This window comes from Dysgonomonas gadei ATCC BAA-286 (assembly GCF_000213555.1).
Classification (GTDB): domain Bacteria; phylum Bacteroidota; class Bacteroidia; order Bacteroidales; family Dysgonomonadaceae; genus Dysgonomonas; species Dysgonomonas gadei.
On the sequence record NZ_GL891994.1, the window covers coordinates 49,612 to 76,150 of the forward strand.

Annotated in this window: 15 protein-coding genes and 1 pseudogene; 6 read left to right on the forward strand and 10 right to left on the reverse strand. The window is 39.1% G+C overall.

What is annotated here, in order from left to right:
• Positions 1-313: 313 nt before the first annotated feature.
• The 6 genes from HMPREF9455_RS19825 (at position 314) to HMPREF9455_RS19850 (ending at position 12,458) form a co-directional block, all read left to right on the forward strand.
• The gene (locus tag HMPREF9455_RS19825; protein ID WP_006801547.1) at positions 314-1,762 is read left to right on the forward strand and encodes an IPT/TIG domain-containing protein; all 1,449 of its coding nucleotides are present in this window, start codon (positions 314-316) and stop codon (positions 1,760-1,762) included.
• A gap of 28 nt (positions 1,763-1,790) precedes the next feature.
• On the forward strand, positions 1,791-4,925 hold the full coding sequence (locus tag HMPREF9455_RS19830) for a SusC/RagA family TonB-linked outer membrane protein (protein ID WP_044216889.1): 3,135 nt from the start codon (positions 1,791-1,793) through the stop codon (positions 4,923-4,925).
• 11 nt (positions 4,926-4,936) lie between these two features.
• Complete coding sequence (locus HMPREF9455_RS19835; protein WP_006801549.1) at positions 4,937-7,000, forward strand: RagB/SusD family nutrient uptake outer membrane protein; 2,064 nt, start codon at positions 4,937-4,939, stop codon at positions 6,998-7,000.
• Positions 7,001-7,019: 19 nt separating this feature from the next.
• The gene (locus HMPREF9455_RS19840) at positions 7,020-8,006 is read left to right on the forward strand and encodes a DUF4973 domain-containing protein (RefSeq protein ID WP_006801550.1); all 987 of its coding nucleotides are present in this window, start codon (positions 7,020-7,022) and stop codon (positions 8,004-8,006) included.
• An 851-nt stretch (positions 8,007-8,857) separates the two neighbouring features.
• Positions 8,858-10,384: an alpha-galactosidase D gene (locus tag HMPREF9455_RS19845; RefSeq protein ID WP_395858113.1), complete on the forward strand. Its 1,527-nt coding sequence runs from the start codon at positions 8,858-8,860 to the stop codon at positions 10,382-10,384.
• A 175-nt stretch (positions 10,385-10,559) separates the two neighbouring features.
• On the forward strand, positions 10,560-12,458 hold the full coding sequence (locus HMPREF9455_RS19850; protein WP_006801552.1) for a glycoside hydrolase family 35 protein: 1,899 nt from the start codon (positions 10,560-10,562) through the stop codon (positions 12,456-12,458).
• A gap of 192 nt (positions 12,459-12,650) precedes the next feature.
• On the opposite strand, the pseudogene HMPREF9455_RS19855 reads toward HMPREF9455_RS19850, so the two are convergent.
• The 10 genes and pseudogenes from HMPREF9455_RS19855 to HMPREF9455_RS21910 all read right to left on the reverse strand — a co-directional run bounded on the left by HMPREF9455_RS19855 (position 12,651) and on the right by HMPREF9455_RS21910 (position 26,409).
• Positions 12,651-13,866, reverse strand: a pseudogene (locus tag HMPREF9455_RS19855) (IS256 family transposase).
• Positions 13,867-13,916: 50 nt separating this feature from the next.
• A complete protein-coding gene (locus tag HMPREF9455_RS20875) occupies positions 13,917-14,846 on the reverse strand; it encodes a lanthionine synthetase LanC family protein (RefSeq protein ID WP_006801554.1) in 930 nt (309 codons plus the stop codon).
• Between the two features lie 6 nt (positions 14,847-14,852).
• The gene (locus HMPREF9455_RS19865) at positions 14,853-16,697 is read right to left on the reverse strand and encodes a glycosyltransferase family 2 protein (RefSeq protein WP_006801555.1); all 1,845 of its coding nucleotides are present in this window, start codon (positions 16,695-16,697) and stop codon (positions 14,853-14,855) included.
• Positions 16,698-16,834: 137 nt separating this feature from the next.
• Positions 16,835-17,290 (reverse strand): hypothetical protein, encoded by a 456-nt coding sequence (locus tag HMPREF9455_RS19870; RefSeq protein WP_006801556.1) that lies wholly within the window; start codon positions 17,288-17,290, stop codon positions 16,835-16,837.
• Between the two features lie 73 nt (positions 17,291-17,363).
• Positions 17,364-18,752, reverse strand: coding sequence for a retropepsin-like aspartic protease (locus HMPREF9455_RS19875; RefSeq protein WP_006801557.1), 1,389 nt, complete (start codon positions 18,750-18,752; stop codon positions 17,364-17,366).
• Positions 18,753-18,812: 60 nt separating this feature from the next.
• Positions 18,813-20,312, reverse strand: coding sequence for a TolC family protein (locus HMPREF9455_RS19880; protein WP_006801558.1), 1,500 nt, complete (start codon positions 20,310-20,312; stop codon positions 18,813-18,815).
• Between the two features lie 9 nt (positions 20,313-20,321).
• The gene (locus HMPREF9455_RS19885) at positions 20,322-21,659 is read right to left on the reverse strand and encodes an HlyD family secretion protein (protein ID WP_006801559.1); all 1,338 of its coding nucleotides are present in this window, start codon (positions 21,657-21,659) and stop codon (positions 20,322-20,324) included.
• Positions 21,616-23,838, reverse strand: coding sequence for a peptidase domain-containing ABC transporter (locus HMPREF9455_RS19890; protein ID WP_006801560.1), 2,223 nt, complete (start codon positions 23,836-23,838; stop codon positions 21,616-21,618). The genes HMPREF9455_RS19885 and HMPREF9455_RS19890 overlap by 44 nt, the downstream gene beginning before the upstream one ends.
• Positions 23,839-25,158: 1,320 nt before the next feature.
• The gene (locus tag HMPREF9455_RS19895) at positions 25,159-25,413 is read right to left on the reverse strand and encodes a tyrosine-type recombinase/integrase (protein ID WP_317616573.1); all 255 of its coding nucleotides are present in this window, start codon (positions 25,411-25,413) and stop codon (positions 25,159-25,161) included.
• A gap of 309 nt (positions 25,414-25,722) precedes the next feature.
• On the reverse strand, positions 25,723-26,409 hold the full coding sequence (locus tag HMPREF9455_RS21910; protein ID WP_083820987.1) for a phage integrase SAM-like domain-containing protein: 687 nt from the start codon (positions 26,407-26,409) through the stop codon (positions 25,723-25,725).
• Between the last annotated feature and the right edge of the window lie 130 nt (positions 26,410-26,539).

The window sequence follows — 26,539 nt, forward strand, 5'->3', positions numbered from 1 at the left end:
GAGAGAGAGAGAGAGAAAAACATATATACTAACAACTCTCAGGCTATTTAAGAAAGCCAGAAATATACGAAAAAAACTGAAAACAGAGGCTTGTATACCATACAAATGGTATACAAGCCTCTGTTTTTTATTTCTAATATGAATAAGCACTCACTATCAGTATCCTAATTATCTAATCTCTAACCTTAATAAGAAAAATATGAAAAAAAAACAATGACCCGCAAAATGAGGGGAATGACTTACCCCGGCCATATCTATGGATATGAAGAAATTTATTACAGGAAAAATATCAAACTTAATCAGATCTTTAATTATGAAAACAAAAAACATCACGAAAAGTGATTGTTGGCAGATCTATTGGATAATGCCGCTCCTGCTATTTCTTTGCCTCACAAGCTGCAAAGATAACAATGAGAACAGCAACAGCGCGCCTCCTTTTGATTCTTCCCAACCGGTAGTGGTAACCGATTTTCTTCCTAAAGAAGGAGGTATAGGACAACGATTGGTCATTTATGGAAAAAATTTTGGTAATGATCTTAGCCTTATCCGCGTATATATTGGCGGTAAAGAGGCCAAAGTGATAGGTGTGGAAGGTGAAAGCCTTTATTGTCTGGTTCCCGGAAAAGCGATAAAAGGAAACATCGAAGTATGGGTGGGGAAAGGAGACAACCCTGTCGTAGCCGAAGCCGGGGAAATATTCCAGTATCAACGGAAGATGGTCGTTTCCACGGTGGCCGGGTATAGAACCAACAGGGACGACCAGGGATGGAAAGACGGGAAGTTCAAAGACCCGGACCCAAACAAAATGGCGGCAGGGTTCAGAAACTCAGGGTGGTTGAAATTCGACCCGGTGAATCCTAAAAATCTGTGGATGGTATGTGATAATAACGATGGTCTTTACCTTATAAACTTTCAGGACAGCACGATAACCAAAAGACAGGGAGGGTTCGACCGTCCCCGTGCCATTGATTTCACCCTTGACGGACAATATATGCTTATCGCGGAAGACAGGGGAGGTGAAGACGACCGGAGTGTTATCAGGGTCGACCGCGCCCAAAACTTCGTAAATAAAGACATCATCACCAGGTACAAGCAATGCAACACGGTGGCGGTTCATCCTGTAAATGGCGAAATGTACTTCAACAGTTACGAAAAAGGACAATTCTTCCGCTACGACCTGAACAAATATTTCAGCACAGGATTGGGGCCTAAAGACTACGTCTCCCTGTTTTTCGTCCACGACCCGGGATGGGAATACCGTATCATTATACACCCTACGGGAAACTACGCATATATAGTGGTAGTCAATCAGCATTATATTCTGCGTGTCGATTACAACTGGGAAAAACAACAGTTCAATCAACCTTATGTCGTATGCGGTACTATAAGGGAATGGGGATATGAAGACGGTGTAGGTACCAGCACGCATCTTCACACGCCTTATCAGGGAGTGTTTGTGAAAAATGACGAATATGAGGCAGCCGGTAAAAACGATATATACGATTTTTACTTTACAGACAAAGAGAATCAAGCCATCCGTAAGCTGACACCCGAGGGTGCTGTTTCCACGTTCGCCGGACGGGGTAGTTCCAGCATTAATCCCGACCCGTGGGGTTATATCGACGGGGATTTGCGCGAAGAAGCACGCTTCGATCAACCGACAGGAATCGCGTATAATGAGGAAGAACATGCATTTTACATAGCGGATGAGGTAAATCGCCGCCTTCGTAAAATTGCCTTGGAAGAAACGGATGAAGAATAATTTAATTTATGAAGAAACACATATGATTATGAAAAAAATTTTAATAATATGTATGTCATTAATAGCTATTTCCTTTAATGCTTTCGCACAGGAAACCATTGAAGTGACAGGGCGGGTGACAGATGCCGGTAATGAGCCGTTAATTGGCGTGAGTGTCGCCGTAGCCGATGCTCCGGGATTGGGTACCATCACCGATGTGGACGGAAAATATAAAATAAAACTGGAAAGATACAAGAAACTGGTTTTTACTTACATCGGTTTTGAAAAACAGGAAGTGCTGATAAACGAACAGCGCGTGGTCGATATCACAATGAAAGAAGCTGAATCCAGCGTACTGAAAGAGATTGTAGTAACAGGAACCGGTGTGCAAACAAAGCAAACCCTGACCGGAGCAGTTTCCACGGTTAATGTAGAGGACTTAAAATCAAATCCGACATCGAGTATATCCAACGCGCTGGCCGGTAATGTACCGGGTATTATGGCTATGGCGGTATCGGGCCAGCCGGGGAAAAACATATCGGAATTCTGGATACGGGGAATCTCCACATTTGGAGGCGGAAGCAGCGCGCTTGTGCTTGTAGACGGATTCGAGCGCGACCTGAACGATATTAACATAGAAGATATAGAATCTTTTTCTGTACTGAAAGACGCCTCCGTTACAGCCATTTATGGCTCCAAAGGAGCCAATGGTGTTATATTGATTACCACCAAACGTGGTAAATCGGGCAAAATAAATATCGACGTAAAAGTGGAAACTACATATAACACGCGTACCATTACGCCTGATTTTGTAGATGGCTCCACCTATGCCAACCTGTTGAACGAGTCCCGTATCACCCGCAACTTTTCCCCCATCTATCAACCCGAGGAACTGGAGATCCTGCGTTTAGGACTCGACCCCGACCTGTACCCGAATGTAGACTGGAAAGATTTACTGCTCAAAGACGGGGCTATGGCGTACAGGGCTAATATGAATATGAGTGGGGGCGGTACTACGGCCCGCTATTTTGTATCCGTCAGTTATTCGGACGAAGGGGGTATGTATAAAACCGACAAAGCGCTCAGAGAGGATTATGATACCAATGCGAATTACAAGCGCTGGAATTACCGTCTCAATACGGATATAGACATCACTAAGTCCACTGTACTGAAAGTCGGTGTATCGGGAATATTGTCGAAACGGAACAGCCCGGGAGTAGGTGATGAAAATAATAATGTATGGGCGGCACTTTTCGGGTATTCTCCCATACGCACGCCGGTTATGTACTCAAACGGCTATGTACCCGCTGTTGGCACAGGAGGGCTGACCAATCCCTGGGTGATGGCTACGCAAACAGGCTTCAATGAAAACTGGGAAAACAATATACAAACAAATGTCTCCCTGGAGCAAAACTTCGATTTCATAACCAAGGGATTGCGCTTCACCGGCCACTTTGGTTTCGATACAGAGAATTCGAATAATATATATCGCCGTAAATGGCCTGAACAATGGAAAGCCGAACGCGCCCGCAACGCTCAGGGCGAATTGGTCTTCACCCATATTTCCGATCCCAGTGAAATGACCCAAAGTGGCTATTCGACCGGTAACCGGCGTGAGTTCCTCGATTTAATGCTTAACTGGGATCGCGGATTTAACGGGCACAATCTCGGTGCAACTCTTAAATATACGACTGACGCTTTTATTCAAACCGTCGATTTAGGAACCGATATCAAAAACGGAGTATCAAGACGTAACCAAGGATTGGCAGGACGCGCGACGTATAACTGGAACTTGCGCTATTTCGCGGATTTCAATTTCGGATATACCGGCTCGGAGAATTTTGCCGTAGGTCAGCAATACGGATTCTTCCCTGCGTTCTCGGTGGGCTGGAATATAGCTGAGGAAAAATTCATTAAAGACAACCTGGAATGGATGAACATGTTCAAAGTGCGTTATTCCTGGGGTAGAGTAGGTAACGACAATTTAGGAAAAGACAGTGCCGGGAGAGATATCCGCTTCCCGTATTTATACTCTATGGCAGAAATAGGGCAGATGAACGCTGATAACGTATGGGAACCGGGAGGAGGATATCAATTATCCGATTTCGGCGCCGACCATTATATCGGAGGCTTGCAGTATACTCAGGTTGCTTCGCCGTATGTCACCTGGGAAATTGCTACCAAAAACAACCTGGGCTTCGATTTATCGCTTTTCGGAGATAAATTCCAGGCCAATGTGGACTTCTTCGATGAAAAACGTGAGGGAATTTATATGACGCGTAACTTCTTACCATCTATGGTTGGTTTGGAAAGTACACCGAGTGCTAATGTCGGGGCTGTAAAATCAAGAGGATTTGACGGGCGTATCGAATACAAGCAGAAACTGGGTGATGTGAATCTGACCGTCAGAGGCAATATGACATACAGCAAAAATGAAGTGCTTGAAAGAGACGAAGAAAACAATGTATATGCATATCAGAATCAGGAAGGCTACCGGGTAGACCAGGCTAAAGGGCTGATTTCCTTAGGCCTCTTTAAAGACTACGATGATATACGCAACAGTCCTACACAAACTTTTGGTACTGTTCAGCCGGGTGATATCAAGTATAAAGACGTCAATGGCGACGGTATTATAGATGACGGAGACCAGGTGGCTATCGGCGCTACCCAAAGGCCTAATCTTATTTATGGTGCGGGTATATCCGCCAGTTGGAAGGGATTTGATATAAACGTACACTTTCAGGGAGCTGGAAAATCGACATTCTTTACATACGGAAAAACCGTATGGGCTTTCAGTGAAGGAGAATGGGGTACAGTATTAAAAGATGTAATGGGACCTAACCGCTGGATATCAGCCGATATTTCGGGCGACCCTTCGACAGAAAACCCAAATGCCTCGTATCCCCGCTTAAGTTTTGGCGGAAACGCGAATAACTACAGGAACTCGACTTTCTGGTTACGAAACGGAGCGTATCTCCGCCTGAAAACGGTAGATATAGGGTATACGCTGCCTAAAAACTTAACAAATAAGATTCATTGTAACAACATTCGTGTATTCTTAGTCGGTACTAATCTCTTGACTTGGTCTAAATTCAAGCTGTGGGATCCTGAACTTGCGACTCCCCGGGGAGAAGACTATCCATTGGCTAAATCCATTACATTGGGCTTAAGTGTTAACTTATAAAATAAAGCAATATGATAAAGAAAATATATATTCTATTATTGGTGCTGGGAATAGGATTTTTTCCCTCCTGTTCGGATTATCTGGATTCCGACCAGTACTTTAAAGATCGTCTGACTACGGAAAAAGTGTTTAAGAGCAAAGTTTATTCCGAACAGTGGTTAGCGCATGTATTCTCAGAGTTTACTGATATAAATGCGGATGTGGCAAGTAAGGGACATACACCGCACTGTTTCGCAGACGATATGTATTATGGCGACCGCGACTCCGACCTCGACCCTTCCAAAAACGAACTGTCATACAATATGTTCAAAATGGGAGAGTATAGTGAAGGAGACAAGCAGGATTCATGGGTTAGATCGTATAGAGGAATACGGAATGCTTCTACATTTATCCATAATATATATATGAACGAAGAAATGAGCCGGGACGAAATAGAAGATTACAGAGGCCAGGCTCGTTTCGCCAGAGCATACCTGTACTGGCTGCTACTGCGTAAATATGGGCCTATTCCGATTGTCCCTGACGAAGGTGTCGACTATACGGAAAGTTATGATAATATAGCGACTCCTCGCAGTACATACGAAGAGTGTGCCGAATACATCGCTACCGAGATGGAACAAGCCGCGAAAGAAATGGAAAAACTGGGAATGAGACGAGGTCAGGACGTCATAACGCGTCCTACTTGTGGAGCGGCTTTGGCTACCCGTGCCAAGGCACTGATATATGCAGCCAGCCCGTTAGCGAACGGCAATACGGCAGGATGGGCTCAATTATTAAAAGACGATGCAGGCAGGCTTTTACTGTCTCCGGACTACAATGAGGAAAAATGGGCTAAAGCGGCAGCCGCGGCCAGAGATGTCATCGAACTGGGGGTATATGATTTATACTGGACCCCTCTCCGGGCTACAGGCGACAATGTAGAACCCGCAACCATTATTCCGCCGGATGATGGTAATTTTTCCGGAAAAACCTGGCCGGGAGGCTGGGCCAATATAGATCCGTACCGTTCGTACAGGGAAGTATTCAACGGAACGTTGAGTGCATCGAGTAATCCTGAACTTATATTTACACGCGGGCAGAATCAGGGAGGTGAAAGTATTGTGAGTATGGTAGCACATCAGTTGCCCCGTTCCGCCACAGGCTGGAATACCCATGGGCTTACTCAGAAATTGGTAGACGCTTATTATATGAATGACGGGACAGATGCTCCTGGCAAAGATAAAGAAATCGGACGGGGAGACGGTAGCAACCGCGTATCCGGATATGTGACAAAGGAAGATTACGATGCCGGTAAATATAAACCGTTGAGAGAAGGCGTATCGTTACAATACGCTGATCGCGAGCCCCGTTTTTACGCGTCGGTATCTTATAGCGGCGCTTTCTGGACTTTACTGAATGAATCGCAGGAGCGCAACCGTAACCAACAGGTATTCTACTACCGTGATAATGCTCAGGGAAACGGGTTCAATTCAACCAATGCATATTGGTTGCGCACAGGATTCGGCGTAATGAAATTTGTCCATCCAAGCGATACGTATGAAGGGGGAAGCTCATCCAGGATTGTAAATAAAGCGGAACCCGCCATTCGCTATGCAGATATCCTGCTTATCTACGCGGAAGCGTTAAACGAACTGACAGGCTCGTACACTATCCCATCGTGGAAAGGCGAAGCATACACCATCAGCCGGGACGTTACACAGATGAAACGGGGAATCCATCCTGTACGTATTCGTGCCGGCGTACCGGACTATCCGGAGACAGCATATGCGGAATCGGGAAGAGACGATATGCGTAAAAGAATAAAACGAGAACGTTTTATAGAGCTTATGGGTGAGGGACAGCGCTACTTCGATCTGCGCCGGTGGATGGATGCTCCGGTAGAGGAAGCCTTGCCTATATATGGTTGTAATGTATTAATGACTGAAAATGACAGGGATTTGTTCCATCAACCAGTAGCCGTATGGATACTTAAAACCACTTTTGCCAATAAAATGTGGTTCTGGCCTATCAGCCACACTGAGCTGAAACGCAACAACCGCCTTACGCAGAACCCCGGATGGACATACAATGATTAATAAAAAAATAAATGAATATATGAAAAAGATATATGGTTTGTCATCCTTGCTCGCTGTACTGATAATATTACTCAGTTCGTGCAACGATGAATGGAAAGATGAGCAATTTGAACACTATGTTTCTTTCAAGGCTCCCATAGGGGATGGAGGAGTAACCTCTATCTATGTTCGCTATAAAGACACTGACAAAGTGGTTTATCAGTTGCCTCTGATAGTCAGTGGCTCCACAAGCAACAATAATGATATGACTGTTCATGTAGCAACGGATCCGGATACTCTGAGAATCCTGAATTACGAACGTTTTCAGAGCCGCACCGATTTCTACTATAAAGAATTGACCAACCAGTATTTTTCAATGCCCGAAAGTGTGGGTATAAAGGCAGGGGAAAACACGTCCTTGCTAAATATTGATTTTAAGCTGACCGGCATTGATCTGGTGGATAAATGGGTACTTCCATTGACTATTTTAGACGATCCTTCTTATAATTATATCGCAAATCCACGTAAAAATTACAAAAAAGCCTTACTTCGTATAATCCCTTTCAATGATTATTCCGGAGTATACAGTGGTACGGCCCTGAAAGTTAATATGGCCGGATATGAAAATGAGACACCTATCGTTAAGTCTGAAATCCAATCATATGTTGTTGATGAGCATACACTGTTCTTCTATGCCGGAAATATAGATGAGGAACGTATAGATCGCGGAAAATATAAAGTCTATGCGACCTTTAATGAGTCAGGAGGCGTAACATTTTCTTCTGATAATCCGGATATGCAGTTGATTGTGAATAAAGATGCCAGTTATGTGGTGAGCGAAGTAATGGATGCTGTGCGCCCATATCTCTTACATCGTTATGTGACGATTAACAATATCGACTATCAGTTTACAGACTACACAATGATTCCAAATGTCGATATAGTATATAAGGTGACAGGCTCGCTAATTCTTGAACGTAAGATTAATACTCAGATACCTGATGAAGATCAGGCTATAGAATGGTAGGCTGGTAATATTTAAGTTTGTGACGGAAGAGGATGCTGCTACAAATAAGCAGCATCCTTTATTCTTATCCGGGCCATCGCACGAAATATGTTTTTTTGCAGGAAGTTTATCTATGTATGTAGCTGTTAGCCTTTAGCTGATAGCTTGTAGCTCTTTGAAAAAATGAATCAGCAGATTTGTAAATCAGCAGATTAGCAAATTAGCAAATGAATGAAATAGTGTAACCTTTGTTACCTTTTATTTTTAACCACAGAGTAAACGGAGTAGCACGGAGTTTTTAGAAGAAAAAGTGACAATAAAAATTGTGTAAAAAGTCGTCAGGTTTGTCAGGTTTTGTACATAAGCTAACGGCTAATAGCTATCAGCTAAAAGCTGAAACATATGTTACCTTTGTTACTTTTTCAACCATACACTGTTAACGAATATAAAAATGACAAGTAAGAAATAGAAGAAAAGTTGTCAGATGTGTCAGGTTTTAACAATATACAGTTAATAAATATAAATTAAACTACTTATTATAGCGACTAATTTTCGTGCATTTATCCTGGCTTTTTATTATATTTAATATCTTTACAAAAAATAATTATGAATAGATATTATATGCAGAAAAACTTGAATCCTTTGATTACAAGTAGATTACAAGTAAAATGCATAAAATGTTTATTTTTAGAATATCATAAAGGACATCTATTTGTAAATAGTTGATCATCATAAAAATAAATTCTAATATGAAAACACGAATAGTATTGGTATTCCTTTCTGTATTTATGGCCGGGAAGAGCTTGTCAATAAATATATCCGGCAATATTGGCACTGAGAAACCGGAAAAAGGAATATTTTCTCCACCACTGATGGGCTGGAGTTCATGGAATGCCTTCCGCGTAAATATAAGTGAAGACATAATTAAACGGCAGGCTGATTATCTGGTTTCAAAAGGATTGAAAGATGCCGGTTATAAATTTGTGAATATCGATGACGGATTTTTTGGGGCGCGCGATAAGTCGGGAAAAATGCATGCTAATCCGGAGCGCTTTCCCAATGGTATGAAACCCGTAGTCAATCATGTCCACCATCTTGGACTGAAAGCCGGGATCTATACAGACGCAGGAAATAATACATGCGGCTCGATGGCAGCGGAAGATCAGGATAAATCCGGTGTAGGCGCCGGAATTTACGGACATGAATTACAAGATGCCGAACTTTATTTTAACGAATGGGGATTCGATTTTATCAAAATAGATTACTGCGGCGGCTCGTATTTAGGATTGAGCGAAAAAGACAGATATACATCTATCCGTAACAATATCGACAAAGTAAAGGAAGGTATTGCTCTGAATATCTGCCGTTGGGCATTTCCAGGCACATGGGCCAAGGGCGTGGCCGACTCATGGCGTATAAGCGGGGATATCAATGCTCATTGGAATTCGTTGAAATATGTAGTAGGTAAGAACCTCTATATGTCGGCTTACGCAGGGAACGGACATTATAACGACATGGATATGATGGTCATCGGCTTTCAGAATAACAGCATGGTAGGAGGGGCAGGGCTTACCCCGACCGAAGAAGAAGCCCATTTCGGTTTATGGTGTATTATGAGTTCCCCGTTACTTATCGGATGCGATTTGGAAAAGATACCTGAATCTTCATTGAAATTATTGACGAATAAGGAACTTATTGCCTTGAATCAGGATCCGCTCGGGCTGCAAGCATATGTCGTACAACACGACAATGAAGGGTATGTGCTGGTAAAAGATATTGAGCAAAAGAGAGGGAAAGCACGTGCTGTGGCGCTTTATAATCCCGCTGATACGCCTTGCTTATTTTCCGTACCCTTTTCAGCATTGGAATTTGAAGGAAAAGTAAAGGTAAGGGACTTAGTAAAGCACACTGATCTGGGTAGCTTCTCAGGATCTTTTGAACAAGAGCTCCCTGCCCGTAGCGCTATAATCCTGCGTATGGAAGGGCAAAACCGTATAGAGCCTGTATTGTATGAAGCTGAATGGGCTTACCTACCTCTGTTCAACGATCTGGGAAAATCACCGAAGGGAATCTTGTATGCGGCAGATGAAAAAGCTTCAGGAAAAATGAAAGTCGGTTACTGTGGAGGCAGTCCGGAAAACTATGCCGAATGGAAAGAAGTATATAGCAAAGAAGGCGGGCATTATGATATGACAATTTTTTATTCATTTGGCAATAACCGCAAACTGGAACTGACAATCAACGGACAAAAGCAAATACTCGAAGAACTGGGTACAGATGATAACCACTCCAGAATAACAGTGCCCGTAGAATTAAAACCCGGATACAATATAATCCGGATGGGAAATAGCTATAACTGGGCTCCTGACATAGATTATTTTACATTGACAAAAAAATAAGTCTATTTTTCATTCTCAAAACAATATTTTATACCATAAGATTTACCGGCTTAAAAACCGGAAGGAAGATTTCCTGCAAACAGCAACTGAGGTTTATAAACAGATATTGGGTAATTAAGCTCTTTGCATATGAGAAAAGAAAATATAATCTCTGTAAATTCAAACAAATACTATCATGGAAAGGCGAAACTATTTACTATTATTGCTATTGCTATTGTTTTTACCGGCTCCTGTAACCATACAGTCCCAGAGTAAGCATACCTTTAAGATAAAAGGCGGGGATTTTGTCTACGACGGAAAGCCTGTCCGCATTATATCGGGAGAGATGCATTATCCCCGTATACCTCACCAGTACTGGCGTCACCGTATGCAAATGTTGAAAGCAATGGGTCTAAATGCAGTAGCCACATATGTATTCTGGAATGCACATGAACCCGAACCGGGTAAGTGGGACTTTACCGAAGATAAGAACCTGGCAGAATATATAAAGATTGCCGGTGAAGAAGGCCTGATGGTTATCTTGCGCCCTGGTCCTTATGTATGTGCCGAATGGGAGTTCGGGGGCTATCCGTGGTGGCTCCAGAATGTTGAAGAAATGGAACTGCGACGCGACAATGAGCAATTCCTGAAATATACCCAATTGTATATAAACAGGCTGTATCAGGAAGTGGGTAACCTGCAAATAACCAAGGGTGGACCTATTATTATGGTACAGGCCGAAAATGAATTCGGTTCCTATGTCTCCCAGCGGAAAGATATTCCTCTTGAAGAACACCGCCGTTATAACGCGAAGATTGTACAGCAACTGAAAACAGCAGGCTTTGATATCCCTTCTTTTACATCCGACGGCAGCTGGTTGTTTGAAGGCGGGGCTGTACCGGGTGCTCTTCCTACTGCAAACGGTGAAAGTAATATTGATAACCTGAAAAAAGTGGTGAACCGGTACAACGGAGGACAAGGCCCCTACATGGTTGCTGAGTTTTATCCGGGCTGGCTTGCACACTGGGTGGAACCTCATCCCCAGGTAAGTGCGACAAGTGTTGCCCGCCAGACAGAGAAATACCTTCAGAATGATGTATCTATCAACTATTATATGGTTCATGGTGGTACTAACTTCGGATTTACAAGTGGTGCCAATTATGATAAGAAGCATGATATACAACCAGACCTGACCAGTTATGATTATGATGCACCGGTCAGTGAAGCCGGATGGGTTACCCCAAAGTTCGATTCACTGCGTAATGTTATCCAAAAATATGTAGATTACACTTTACCAGAGGCTCCTTCCGCTATTGACCTGATAGAGATTCCGTCTATAAGACTTGACAAGGTAGCGACCTTGGAAGGCATGGACTTTAAGACAACAGAAAATAACACACCACTGACCTTTGAACAACTGAATCAAGGGTATGGATATGTTTTATACCGCAAACACTTTAACCAGCCGATAAGCGGGACATTAGAGATAAAGGGACTGCGTGACTATGCCACTGTATATACAAATGATGAAAAGGCCGGGGAGCTGAACCGCTATTTTAATAAATACACAATGGATATTGATGTCCCGTTTAACAGTACATTGGAAATACTGGTGGAGAATATGGGACGTATCAACTACGGCTCGGAGATTATCCATAATACAAAAGGGATTATAAGTCCTGTCAGGATAAATGATATGGAAATCGAAGGTGGCTGGCAGATGATTTCGATTCCAATGGATAAAGCTCCTGATTTCAGCAAGATGGACCAGGCGAGTGTATATGATAATAACGAATCAGCGATTAAATCACTGGCGGGTAAACCTGTGTTGTATAAAGGTACTTTCAATCTGACAGAGACCGGCGATACTTTCATCAATATGGAAGACTGGGGTAAAGGGATTATCTTTATCAATGGAAAGAATATCGGCCGTTACTGGTATGTGGGTCCACAACAGACACTTTATATCCCGGGTGTGTGGCTTAAGAAAGGAGAGAATAAGATCATTATTTTCGAGCAGCTGAATGATAAGCCGCATACGGAAGTGAGGACGACCAAAGTGCCGGTATTAGCGAAACTTAAGATAGGACAATGAATAAAATACGGTATGTATAACTGTGGGTAAATTGTATACAGATTAAATTAAGGGCATATAAATTTAACTGTGTCAGCTAATTTTTCTTCTCAATAACTTAGGATCTTTTTATGTCCATTTCTTACAATGGGTAATGTAAATCCTGAGTTTTGTTGGTTTTACAAAACTAATAAAATATTGGAGATATTGTTATTAATCCAGTAATGTAAACCTGTCCGGATATATAATAGCCAGTTGTTGAGCTGTTTTGCTCCATTCTCAGAGTGGCATTATCCACTTCTTTTTGATATTACGGTAGCCAGGTAAACGAGCTTTTCCAAAGCGGTATCATTGGTGAAAACACCTTTGTTTTTAGTAACCTTCCTTATTTGACGGTGATATCCCTCTACTGTGTTGGTGGTGTATATCATCCCTCTGATCCCATCAGGGTATTGGAAGTAAGCCGAGAGCCGGTCCCAGTTATTACGCCATGATTTTATAATGATGGGGTAATCCTCACCCCATTTAAGTTCCAGATTATCGAGTTCGACTTCCGCCTGTTCTTGCTGACAGCACGGTAAACCAGTTTAAGATCACGCATAAACTCTTTCTGGTTTTTACTGGCTACATATTTAATAGAGTTCCGTATTTGATGGACAATGCAGGTCTGAACGGTAGTATCAGGGAAAATACTTTTGATAGCATCGGCAAAGCCAGTCAGATTATCTGTACAGGCAATCAGGATATCTTCTACTCCCCGGCTTTGTAGATCGGATAAACAGGACAGCCAGAAGTTGGCTCCTTCACTTTTAGCGATATACGTGCCTAACAGTTCCTTATATCCCTCTTTGTTTATACCCAGAATATTGTAGATAGCGCTGGTTACCGGCCGGTTCTTATCGTCCATAACTTTGTAATGGATGGCATCCATCCAGACGATCGCATAGACATTATCCAAAGGACAGCTACGCCAGGCCTGTATCTCGGGCAGAACCCGGTCGGTGATGGCACTGATAGTTCCAGCTAATATCCGGTTACCCAAATTCTCCTCCATCCACTCACTGATCTGGCGCGTACTGTTACCCATAGCATATAAACCGATAATATGATCCGCAACGCCATCGGCTAAAATACGCTCCCGTTTTTTTATAAATTCCGGCTCAAAGGTAGATTCCCGGTCTCGTGGTGTATGTACGGTCACTTCGTCTAGGGGCGTTTGGACTTGCTTGGGGGTATGACCATTGCGACGATTGCCGGACAAACGTTCATGTTTGTCCAGATGAGCATCCATCTCTCCTTCAAGAGCAGCATTCAGGATATTTTCCAATAAGGGAGCAAAAGCTCCGCCCTTACCAAATAAAGACTTGCCTGACTAAAATTGTTCTAAGGTTTTCTTCTTAATACTTTCAAAATCAAACTCTTTTTCCATAATAAAAACTGTGTGAGTAAAAATAATAATTTATTCTTGCTTGACACAGTTTAGTTCACAGTATCATTTTTAGAGATAGTTAATAGTACACTACCAAGCCCAGCCAGCCCCTTATAAAGTATAAAATCAGTTTTCTCTAAACTTTCTTGTTTTTGTTTTACAAAGCTGAATATATCCGTAAATGACATTTCTTTGATAGTAGAAATCCCAAAATATAAATTTTCTAAGTTCCATAACTTGATTGTTGACGCTATATCAAGATTGCCGACTGTTTCATCAGAGTTCAATAAACTAACATCTTTCCAATATTTTTTTAGTTGTGGTGATAGATTTATTTGAAAACGATGAAAGATATAATGATCTACTTTATCATATAACTTATATCTATGTATTTTTTTTAAAACATGTGGGAGTAATCTCATAATCTGATCCACTTCAGCCTCACAATTCTTCTTGACACTTATTTTCTCTAAAAAATATAGAATTGAATTAAGATGATACAGGGAGGTTGTTCCTTTATATCCAGAAATTCCTTTATAACAGAAATCCAGAAGCTGGTTTATATATTTATCAAATTCCTCGTTAGATTCATTATCTGGCAATCTCTCTAACAAGTATATCCCTTGTCCCAATAGTGAAGCAGAGGGATCACAACTCAATTGATAAAAAACTCTCTTGTCTATATCAAAAAGTACATCATTAACATCTCCTTCTACATATTTATTCTTTATCAAATAGTTTACTCCCCATCCTATACCTGAAATCCCAGATTCAAAATCAGGAGAACTATGATTCACTGAATCCAGGACTTTATCTAATAAGTCATCTGCAAAATCGCAATAATATTTACGACCAGCATAGCGAGCATATTGATATAAATATAGAACAATTCCCATCCTGCCATTTAACAATCCCGGATTTTCTATATGATAGCTATAAAGCAGAAGTGTATTTGCTATTTTCAGCAGCTCTTTTTCCATAAAATATTATTTTGTCTTGTTTATGACTTCCCTAAAAAATTCAATGATATAAGGTATATGATAATCATAAGTAAATTTTAGCCTTTCGCTATGTACATTTCGTTCAATTTGAGCTAATTTATTTTTATTTTTCAATTGAATCACTAACTCATCAAGGGTTTTATAGAATATGCCAACGTTGTGATCCTTAACATAGTTTCTCATCGATACGATATGGTCCGGATTATTTTTTTGAATCATTGGAATTCCCGCTGCAGCTAATGTACTTATCCGTGCAGGAATATTTAAATCGGCCCAACTAGCTCTCATCAATGAGTTACAATTGAGACTATCAAAAGAATGCAACCATCCTGCATCATATTTTGAAAATTCTTTAACCCATCCAAATTGAGAAACATGTGGTTCTACATGGAAATGATTAGGAGCAGCGTTTCTATAATGTGATAACATTGCCTCTTCAGATATATGATTTTCATTATATACATGAACATGAATATTATTCTGTGCTAAAAAATGCATATCTGAAGGAGTGAGCCCAATTATCCTTCCTACATTTACGGTATGTATCGCTCCATCAGATTCAGATAGTTTTTCAGAGAATTCTCCATTGAAACAATTCCTTTTTGGCAGTTCCGGATCTAAGATATATACAGGACGAGATAAAGAATGGAAAGGGACAAATAATTCAAACCATTCTTTGACTTCTTCATTGAGGTACATTCTACCATCAGCATAGGTATAAAGCTCAATTAGTTTATTCCATAATCCCGATTTCATAGCCTCGTGAGGACTTTCTTTAAAATGCCAGATAAAAGGAATACCTGTATTCGCCTTCATCACTTCATGAGCTATATCTATAGCTCCTGTACTTAATTGGGCATATATTACATCAGGCTTTAGTCCTTTAACTCTCTCCTGCCAATTTTCGTACGGGATATCTTCTACATAGCCAAAAGGTAACGGTCCTATTGTGGAATAACAAAAAGCAGGTTTAGCCCATAGTCCATACAATTTATGCCCCGCTTCTTCAAAAGCATATACCCGTTCCGAATTATATGCCAGGTCTCCGACTAAAAGTATCGTTAAATAACCATCTGATAACTCCTTCTTAGCCCTAAAGGGCTTGTAAATTAAATTTTCATCTATGGTCTTATAATTAGTGGCTCTGTACATAATGGGTTCTTGCACTTTATAATAATGTCTATATCGGTTCAGTCCTCCGCCAAATTTTTCACCCGTTATTTTATGTCGTTGATTAGGATGACTCGTCCATTCACATGTCGCTTTTTTAGTTGGGACAAATATTCCCTTGCCTGTTAGTTTTTTCCAGAAGGTAAAAAATAAATCATCAGATACATATTCTTCCCTTTCTACCCATCTATCTTTAGTGTTCTTGTGAGCTGTTTGCACAAGAAGCAAATTATAATTTAACCTTACACCTTCAGATTGTCTATATAATAGAAAACCTGGATTCCCGGATTCATCGTATCTCACCCCACTAAATGCAAGTATAATATCTTCAGATTCATCCAATCTTCCCTTAAGTGATTCTAGATGATCTCTATCATAAAAATCATCAGATGGAAGATAAGCAATATAACTATATCCAGCAATGTCTAGTCCTTGGTTGATAGCATAACCCAGTCCTTGATTATTATTATTTTTCACGTATCTTATTTGAGGATTTACCAAGAAATCAGATATAAAAAGTTCCGTTTCGTCTGTACAGCCATCATTTATAATGATAAGCTCCCAGTTTGTATACGTTTGCGTATATAAGCTCAAAATGGCTCTCCGTATAAAGGAGGACTGATTATAAGTGGGCATAATGACTGAAAAGCCGTCTTTCATATTAAATATTTAGTATTACGTAATATTTCATCTTATATGCAAAATTCACCACGTTAAGAGTATTATGAATAATCATTCTATAAAAATAATTTAATACAGAAAGAAGATATGAATATTCTTCTTTCTGTATTAATTCACTAGAAATTAACCGTTACGGTTACACTTCCTCCACCACTGCTACTAATGCTACCGCTCACACTCCAGCCACTACTGCCGCTATAGCCACCGCTAGCATTCCAGCCACTATTGCCACTGTAACCGCCACTTACATTCCAGCCACTACTGCTGCTATAGCCACCGCTTGCACTCCAGCCGCTGCTACTTCCATAACCACCACTTACACTCCAACCGCTACCACTATTATAGCCGCCACTTATATTCCAGCCACTATTGCTACTGCTACCACTCATACTCCAACCGCTACTACTAGAGCTACCCAATGGAGGAAAAGAAGTAGTATAGTCATAATTCGAGGAAGTTATTAATGGGGGTATATAAGGAGGATTTCCTCCTGTTCCTCCTACATATTTAGCTGCTTCGGCTGCTGATAATTGTTCTAGGTCGTCTAATAAAATTCTTTTTAATTTTTTCATAATGTTTTTTTTTGATTTAACTCTATAAATTAAATTGCTATTATTTTATTTCACCTCCTTTCTTTTTATAATTTTAGTTTATAGCTTCCACTCTCATATTATCAAAATCGAAAACGATTTTTTTTCCTAGTTTTTTAATAAAATTGAGACCGACCACTCCATCAAAAATATTAATGTGGGAGAATTTATCCACTATAATAACTCGCTCCATATCATAATTTACTAATCTGCCATTGGTATAAATTTTCACGTCTTTTACATATTCGTATGGAATATTGAATGTACTTCCGGTCATTGTATGATGATGCAGGGGTTCTTTATTCTCTACCGAATCTATTTCTATATTGTCTTTATTTTTTTCGTAAAATGAGGTTGTTAAGGTTAGAAAATCATCCGCCCCCGAGTCTAGGTACCCTACATAACTTAAACCATTGACTCTCAATTTTAAATATGGATTATCCTTTATTATAAAAATGTTAGAAAAATCATTGGATCGCATATGCTCTGTGTTGTTTGGAAAAGAAATTGTACTCTTTTCCCAATCAAGCTCAATCTTCCCGATTCGCTTTATTGCAGGCAGTCCCATTACTATTTGATTATCACTAAAGATTCTTTCAATATTTAGTTTTGTTTCATTGTCTAATGTGGCTGGTAAATGGGAATGAAAATTTTCTTCAAAAACCAAAACTGGAATATTATAAAGTTGTACATTCTTCAAATTTATACTATCAATTATTTCTAAAACAACTTTTCTTGGTTTACCATTTACCATCTGTATACTATCCTGATCGCTTACTGACTTTTTTGTTCCAATTTTATCGGCAAGACTCCGTGTCATCATAAAATATGCAGTAACTCCTGTATCAAACCAAGTCTGGACTGCAACATCATTATATCTAGCATCAATATATATATATTTGCTGTTATTAAGTTCGATAATATCATTCTCACTACACTCCTTTCTTACTATCCTTATTCGAGGTTCATTCATTTCCCTATTCTTGAAAGAAGACTTTATATTTTCTACATAATTGATTTCTTTCTGAATAAAGTCCGGCTCCAAATCAAATGGATTTCTATTTAAATAATCCAGAAATTTATCACAAGAATTTATCCCATCTTTAAATCGTTGCTCATCTCCATAGAGCTTAAATAATCTTCCATAATAGGTACCAATTCCAGGCCCCATTTTTAGCTCATAATCTCGATTTGAAAACACGTTTTCCAAATAAATAGCAGCACTATCAGATTTATTGAAAAAAAGAGCCATATGAAATTTATATAATAAATCAAGAGCTTTATCATTTGATGGTAATTTATCCGAGTACTGCATCCGAAATTCTCTTGCATCAAAGCATCTACCCTGCTGCATAAGATTTACTAGTTCCTGAGCATAGTTACGTTGAGCAAACGTAACCGAAGTAAAAGGGAGTAATAATAGGATTAAAATAATTCTCTTCATTGCACTTGGTTTAGATTTATAAAACTTATACTTTTTGACTATCATTCTATCTACTACAAACTATTTAGGTGAATATTTTAAAATATCCATTTTCTGCTCCAACAAGGCTGAAATCTCTTTCTGTTTCTCAAAATCGTAAAGAGTCAACTTCCTTATCTTAAAATAACCGGACCAATAATATTTAAGTGTATTTAGATAATTCCGCTGGGATTCCTTGTATCTATTCAAGGATAAGGTAAGGGTGCTTATATCCGCTTTACCTACAATAAAGCGTTTTTTATTTATCCTGTAAGCCTCGTCTGCCAGTGACAGGACTTCTTTGGCAGAGGATATTAATTCTTTCTGATTATCAAAATTGTCAATTGCTGATATTAACTCCTGTTCGAGATTCTGTCTTTTTTGTTGTATGGAAAACCGGGTAACCCCTAAATTACTTTTTGCCATATTCACCCGTCCTTTCCTTACTCCCCAGTCCAAGATAGGGATTGACAAACTAACCGTAAATATATCCTGTTGCAAAGGCCTGCGATATGCTCCTGCGAAATTATCTGCCACCTGATTAAATCCGACGCTGGCTGAAACGCTGGCCCCAAATGCCGCTTTTCGATTCCTGTCAACTTCTCTTTCTACCTCCAGTATTTCTTGTTGGTAAGCCAGATAGTCAGGGTTATTATTTTGTGCATATATTAGAGCATCATCGACTATTACGGGTATATCATTTGTCCTGTCCGGTAATTTTAGTGTGTATCCTTTATTCTTATCAAGATTCAAAAATGTAATAAAAGCAAACCTTGCATCTTTCAGGTTTAATTCCACATTTTTGAGCGTATTTTGTGCATTGATCCTATCCAGTTTCAATGTCAGTACATCCGCTTCGGATATAGCTGATATTTTTTGTCTTTCCAATCCGATAGTATATAAAGTATCGGCCGAGAGTAAGTTCTCTAAAGCTAATTCATGCTCTTTTTCTGCCTGTGCATAGTTAAAGAAGTATTGTACGGTACTTTCTGCTATTTCCTGTTGGCGGTACAGGAATTGCTTCTTCACTTTTTCGAATTTCAAAGGTTCTATCTTCTTTTCCCATTTAAAGCTGTTGAATCCGAATAATGCCTGGGAATAACCGACACGGACAGGTACGCTGTTGAATTGAGTATAGGTATTTTCCCAAAAATTTCGTATATAGCCTAATTCCGAATCAACGAAGAAAGTTCCTCCGGTAAGATCAAAATTTTGGCTCAAGGTTAATCCTGTGGATGAATAGAATGATTGTTGAGTTCGATACACATCTATATTTTCTTGAAAATCATAACGCTTTACGATGTTCCAGTTGTATTGTACAGGTGTCATCTTTAAGGATAATGCCGGCAGACGAGCGGCCTTGTATGAGCGGTATTCCCAATAACCTGATTGGTAATAATTCTGAGCAATGAAGGCTTGTAAAGAACTGTCAGACGCAATTTCGATACATTCAAATAAGTCCAATTCTTTGTGCTCTTGTGAGTAAAGAGAAACGGAAAAAGAACTTATAATACCAATTAATAATATAAGAAATACTTTCATATACTTGGTCTATTTGGTATTGAACTTTATGTTATCGAATAACCTTTCGATCAGCCGACGATCTTTCACAATGATATCGGCTTGTCCTCCGATTTCGTATTTAAAATCCAACTTATCTCCATAGTTTGTAATCAGGCCGTCCGGCATATCTACCATTACAAGATAAGTATTGATATTGCTTTGTGAAGTTTTATATTCATTGGTAATGAGTGATATAGACCTCACTATTCCTTTTATAGATCCGAACTCTGCATACGGATAATCATCCAACTTGATTGTCACATTACTGCCTGTTTTCACTTTGCCCGCACCCATCGCAGGAAGCAGGACTTGGCCAAGTATGGAATTTTCTTTTGGTACGATACCGAACACATCTTCTCCGGCCTGGACAAATTGATCGTTAGCCCAGAATTTAAGAAACTCTACCTGTCCGTCAAACGGAGCTTTTAACACATAGGTTTGTTCCCATTGTTTGATCTGGTCATTCAGTTCATGATAGGATGCAAATAAATCGAGATGGAGTTGCCTTTCTTTCTCCCTGCGTTCTACCAAAAGTTGGGACAACTTGTTTTCACTTTCTGTAATCTGCATTTCAACAGAGGCTATTTCTTTCACTAGATTTTGATTGTTCTGTCTGGCTGAAAGGAGTTCTATCCGGCTCCTGTCTATTTCAAACTCATATGTTGACACAAGGTCTTTATTTAATGAAGAATATTTATCCAGCCATTTTTCAGAAATCTCCAGATTCTCTGTAGATATACTCAAGGCATTTTTTGTTTCATTCAATATTTTTTCTCGCCACTTGATACCATCAACCAGGCTTATTTGCTGCTGTTCATAAACATTGTCATCGGAATAATCAATTATACTTTTCAGCGAAGACAGAAACGAGTAATATTTCATATTCAGTTCTCCCAGAGATACTTTCTCAGGGAATAGGGTTACTGTATGTTTAAATGTTCCCGATTCGTTCGGATCGAACTGATTCATCAGGGAGGCTATTTTCTGTACATCATCTGTATTCGCCGAGTTTTGAATAACTGCAATATATTCTCCTTCTTTTACAGTGTCCTGCGCCTTAAATCCCAGAATATTGATTTTACCCGATACATGAGCCGGCAATTTAACAGGGGACATATTCGAATTTATCTTTATTTGTCCTGTAACGACATCGGGATATTTTATTAGCCATCCAAAAATAAAAAGCAATATAGAAAAGACTATTATTGCCGCAGCCACCCACTTGCTGAAAGCAGTAGGCATACGGTCTATAATGTCGCTTACCTCTTCACTCCGTTTTGAATTATCCCTCGACTTCGGTCGTAACTTCAACAGGTTCCAGATCATATTGACTTTGTATTAATTCATGATAATGCCCTTTTCTTTCCATTAGTGTATTGTGGTTTCCTAATTCCACAATCATCCCGGCTTTCATCACAACAATCTGATCCGCCTTTCTGATGGTACTTAACCGATGGGCAATAACAATCACTGTACGGTTCTTAAACACATTGTTCAGCGCAGTTACAATCTTTTGTTCGTTGATGGTATCCAAGGCATTGGTCGCTTCGTCCAGAAAGAGGTAGTCAGGGTTCTTATACAGGGCTCTCGCTATCAAAAGCCGTTGTTTCTGTCCCCCGCTAAGGCCTCTGCCCATTTCTCCAATCATCGTTTGATACCCCTGCGGCATAGCTTCGATCTCTTTAGCTATATTGGCTATATCCACTGCCCTTTGTAAGGCCTCATAATCTATTTTTTCTTCATTCAATACGATGTTATTTTGTATCGTATCATTAAAAACCTTTCCCTCCTGCATGACACTTCCGCATTTAGCTCGCCATTGCCTGAGGCTGATGTTATTTATATTCATATCCCCGATACATACTTCTCCGTATGATGGCAGATACAATCGCAACAGGATTTTTAATAATGTAGATTTACCGCAGCCACTATCGCCGACTATAGCTGTAACTTTTCCTTCAGGAATTGTCAGGTAGATTCCTTTCAATACTATCGGTGCATGAGCAGAATAGGCGAATGATAGGTTTTTAACAACAAGGCTTTTATCTCTGGGTAATTCCATACTGTTGGCTGATATGGATACCATTTCGTCTTCATCGCGTAACTGGTGTATCTCATTGATACGCATAAAACTGATCTTTGCATATTGAGCCGATTGAACAAATCCAACGAATTGGGCTACTGGGCCATTAAGCATTCCGATTATAAACTGGGTGGATATCATAATACCGAATGTAATATCCCCGTTGATAACAGCAATGGCACAGAAAAAGGTAACAGCCATATTTTGCATACTATTTATAAACTGGGAACCTAACATTTGAGCATTATTGATATTCAATATCTTAACATTCAGTTTATAAAGGCGTGCCTGAATAGCTTCCCACTTCCAGCGTTTAGTATCTTCATAATTATTTATTTTTATCTCCTGGATGTTTTCGATAGTTTCCACCCAATAGCTGCGATCTTTGGATAGCAGGTCAAAATACTCCCAGTCCAGCTTACGCCTGACTTTAAGAAACATGAAAACCCAAAATACATATAACACACTTCCACCTAAGAATATAAAGAAGATAGTCTTGTTAAATATCAACAGAATGGCACTGAAGATCACAAAGGTGATAGAGGAAAATACCATCCCTAACGAGTTATTCATAATGAAGGCGCGGATGCGTTCATGGTCATAAGCGCGTTGCAGAATATCCCCTACCAGTTTGTTTTCGAAGAAGGAAACCGGAAGCTTCATCAGTTTGATGAGGTAGTCGGATATTAAGGAGATGTTAACGCGGGTGGTCACATGTAGCAGCACCCAGTCGCGAAGTACATTGGACAGGGTAATACTTAACAGCAATACAATATTAGCAGCCAATACCATATATACAAAATTCACATCCTGTGTCCGGATACCGGTATCGATAACTGCTTTAGAGATGAAGGGCAGGAAGGCTTGCAGTATGGTAGCTATAAACATGATTAAAAATAAGATACCAAAGGCCTTTTTATAGGGCGTAAAATAGCCCAACAGGTTTTCGAAGCTTTTTAGTCTTTCTATTTTTTCATGTGCCTCGATCTGTCTAAAATTAGCCATTGGTTCCAGAGCCATGAGAATGCCGTATGGTTCATCGTTTTTATACCATTTTTCTTTAAACTGTTCATGGGCATAGGAAGTTAAACTACGTGCCGGATCAGAGACATAAATTCTTTTATTGGTGGCCTTATAGATAACGATAAAGTGGTTATTATCCCAATGGATAATAGCCGGCAATACAATCCGTGCGACCAAATCGTCTATGGTAACTTTAACGGATATGCTACGTAGTCCTATTTTATCAGCAGCATAACTGATATCCAATAAAGAAACACCCTCACGAGTGATGCCGCATAAATCGCGCAGATATTGCAGTGAATAGTATTTGCCATAGTATTTGGCTATGATTTTCAAACAGGCAGGTCCGCAATCTTTGGCATCCATCTGATATTCGTGAGGAAAGGTGGTAAGTAGCATAGGTGTATATAAAAAATTATAATACTAACTAATAGTTATCACTAAAAAAGAAGATTATTTATACCGTAATTATTGTTTATCAATCCATTTTATTATTTTATAGGTTATGTCATCTTCTACATAATACTCTCCATCATTCCATTTTGCCAAATTATGTTTATAGTTTTCTAATATTATAGTTGGAAATTATTGTTGTCTCCTTCACTCATTAATTATAACCAATATCTACATAAGCCTTCTCAATATTCCATCATCATATGAAGATGCTTCCAATACGGGAACATTTGTCTCAAAATGAGAGAATATCGTTAAAAGATTTTCAACCCTCTTGATGGTGTCAATTCGGACAAGAAATAGAAATATTATGTCTTTCAGGTTATATTTCATGATATTTTAAAGTATTTGATTACGAGAGGATGGCCATTATATATTTTTAACCATCATCATCTCTCTAAAAAAACGATATAGTCTTATCTTACAGCAAGATAATCAGTTTAAGTTCTTAGCTATTTATTATATTACTTATGCATTAGTGACATTTGTTAAAATTACACCTATAAGTTCTTTTTTCACAAGAATTCATTGTGTTATAAAACATAAAAAACAGAACAAGGTATATTGTTAATTGAACCTTTCCATTCATATTCATAAATATCTTTTTTTATTCAAATAATAGTTCTATCTCTAAATAAAACAATAATTATTCATCTTTAATCTGTAGCGTTCGCAATATAGAATGAATAAAAAGAACATTGAAAAAATATTTAAAAAGATAATCAATGACCTATAGCTAAACCATTTTTAAGCTTAAACTTATATATTCCACCTAGTTTCCTACTTTATAATGGTATAAAACTCTCAGTTTGTTTTTATCCCATATTAAGTTTCATTAGCTATTAAATTACACATAATTACTCAATCATCAAATTGATCTAAAATTATAGAGAAATAGCTTAGAGTCATCTGGATACATATACAAGACAGTTATACTCTCAAGCCCATAGTACATTGTTTATAAGGCATATGCACACTCTTCAAATTATTTTATTTGTAAATTTTAGAGTTTCATCTGATTTTGGTAAAAATTGAGGTATACTCATTTCTGAAAAAAAATAATTCGCATTTCCTACAGAACACATTACCGATAAAAGTAATAATTGAAAAGCGTGACACTAGTTAAGTAAGCAAAATGATTAGTATAGCGTAAAACAACTATAGAGCATGAGATCCTTAACAAAATGTTCTACAAACAGTTTCATTTCATTTGGCTTTATCTTGTATTTAACTGTTTTATGAGAATGTTTATATTGACTGCCATTTTTATGCCATCCACTTATCCAGCATTTCCTGTACAATATCTTCATCGTGTAAGTGCATATAAATATTTTTGATGTCGTTCCCTTCCGCATGCCCCATTATACGCTCGGCAATACTGTCTCTGATACCTTTCTTCGCTGCTATGGTTCGGAAACTATGCCTTGCCCGATGGAAGGTCATTGTCTTATTGATTTTGAGGTCTTTCATGATCTCTTTGAGATATCGGTTAGTGGGTTGATTGGTCAGAGGGGAAAAAATCTTTTAGAAGAATTCTTTCTCTTTTGTTTGGATACCATTTTTCGTCTTTATTGTGATCGTTCTTTCTAATAATTGTTCTACAGTATTTGAAACAATAGGGATTTTATACATAACGCCTGTTTTCTGGTGCTCATTGGTAAGTAGGTAGTAAGTTGCTTCGGCTTTATCTTTCTTTAGTGTAATAGGCTTTAAATCGCTGTAGGTGACATTGTAAAACTCTGCATACGATAAGGAGGTGTAACAGCTAAAGAGGAAGTCCCTCAGTACTTCATTTTCACCTTCGGTGTATTTACTTGTATCATAGGTTGTTTAAAGCTTCTTTAGCTCTTCTTCGGTCAGGATATCGCTGTTCTGGGCTTTTGTGATCTTCTTGATCTCGAATTTATCGTAAGGGTTCTTGTCAATATACTCTTTGTTTTGTGCCAAGCCTAGCAAAAATTTAAAGTTGGCGTGTTTCTTATAGATGGTAGAAAGCAGATTGCCTGTTTTGATTTCGTAGTCGTGAAAGCGTTGGATGTATTCTAATGTAATTTCACCGAAGGTAAGTGTGGGTTTCCACTCCTTCATCTTATTGATCAGGTTATGGTAGTTATCCATTGTGCGGGGCGAAGGTGCGGACTTGATTAATTCAAGTTCTTGTTCGATAAAGACATAGAAATCGGCATTGCCGTAATACTTGTCTTTGAGCTTTGAGATGAATTCGGTTACTGGCAGTGGTTTTAGAAAGTTATCCAGTATGATACTTTCGGCTTTGTGGTATTGTTCCTTGATGAGTTGGTTGTAGCGGATATGGTGGGGTTCGGTAGCTTTGACCTGTTTCTTGTTATCGTTCCAGTGTTTGGGATGTACAGATATATTTAATCCTATAAACGTGAATCGCCTATAGGATGTATAACGGATGCAAACTTGCTGTTTACCTTCCTTTGATAATTGTTCCTGAGTAAGATTTTTAATGTCGCTCTCATTGTTTCTACAATTGTTTTCTAGTCTAACAATTGTACAACAAAAGCATGTATTTTATGAAGTCTCTTATTTTAACCTCTCCACCACAGTAAGGTTATTTCGCTGATTATCTTTCGGTTGTTTGAGATTTTGAATAACTGTTTCTATTCCTTTTTCACCTTTA